The 829-nt window shown below is 58.9% G+C and carries 1 pseudogene; it reads right to left on the bottom strand.

Going from position 1 to position 829, the window contains the following annotated elements:
- Window positions 1-829: pseudogene (locus DXT96_RS27035) on the bottom strand (flagellar hook associated protein); the annotation flags it as partial.

The raw sequence follows: 829 nt of genomic DNA, 5'->3' as shown, positions 1-829 counted from the left end.
TTGACGAAGTTTTCCTGCAGTTCGATGCGCATCTTGACCGAGCCGAGGTCGGCAGCGGCGGATGTCATGCTCTGGAGCTGCTTGTCGACGAAGGAGATCATGGTGTCGAGGGACTGCTCGGCGGTCTGGGTCACACCGGTCGGGCCGACGAGATCCTTGGTGATGTCGAGCGACGTCAGGGAGTAGGCAAGCTTGTCTGCGGTGCTTGCAGCGCCCTGATCGAGGTATACGGCGACGCCGCCGACAGAGCCAATCGAGGTGTTTACGATCGGAGCCGTTGGGCCGTCGGAAGCGGCCGGAGCGCCAGCAGCTGCCGAGATGATTTTTACATACTTGTCGTCGCCGACTTTAAGGTATGTGCCGGTTGCGGCAATCGGGGAACCTGCGGCTGCGTTTTTGATGACCGCCAGGCCGTTTGCCATCACTTCATAGTCGGCGACAGCAGCGCCATTTCCAAGGGCGCTCGCCTTCAGCTGCGCTTCAGTATAGGTCTCGGCTGCTACGACCTTGGTCGTTGCTGTAGCGGCGGTAGCACCGGCAGTCAGTTTGAAGAGATCGTAGGTGCCGGACTTGGAATAATATGCGAAGGTATCAAGGATACCGGTCTTGTTCGCGGCGGTGCCCGAAGAGGTATCGAACAGGACAGTGTCGGCGGTCAGTGCGACATTGATCGTCTTGACGGAAACATTGCCGCCAGCGTCGCGGATGAACGAACCAACAACCTGCTTGGTGACATCGGTCAGGTTACCGGCGCCATCGCTGATCTTCGCCTGCAGCCAGTTTTCGCCGGAGAAGGACGAGGAGCTGGAAATCGACTTCAGCTGATCCT

The organism is Agrobacterium sp. ICMP 6402, assembly GCF_009498615.1.
GTDB lineage: Bacteria > Pseudomonadota > Alphaproteobacteria > Rhizobiales > Rhizobiaceae > Agrobacterium > Agrobacterium burrii.
The sequence above is the reverse complement of the archived record's forward strand: the minus strand, read 5'-3'. Positions and strand labels throughout refer to the sequence as shown.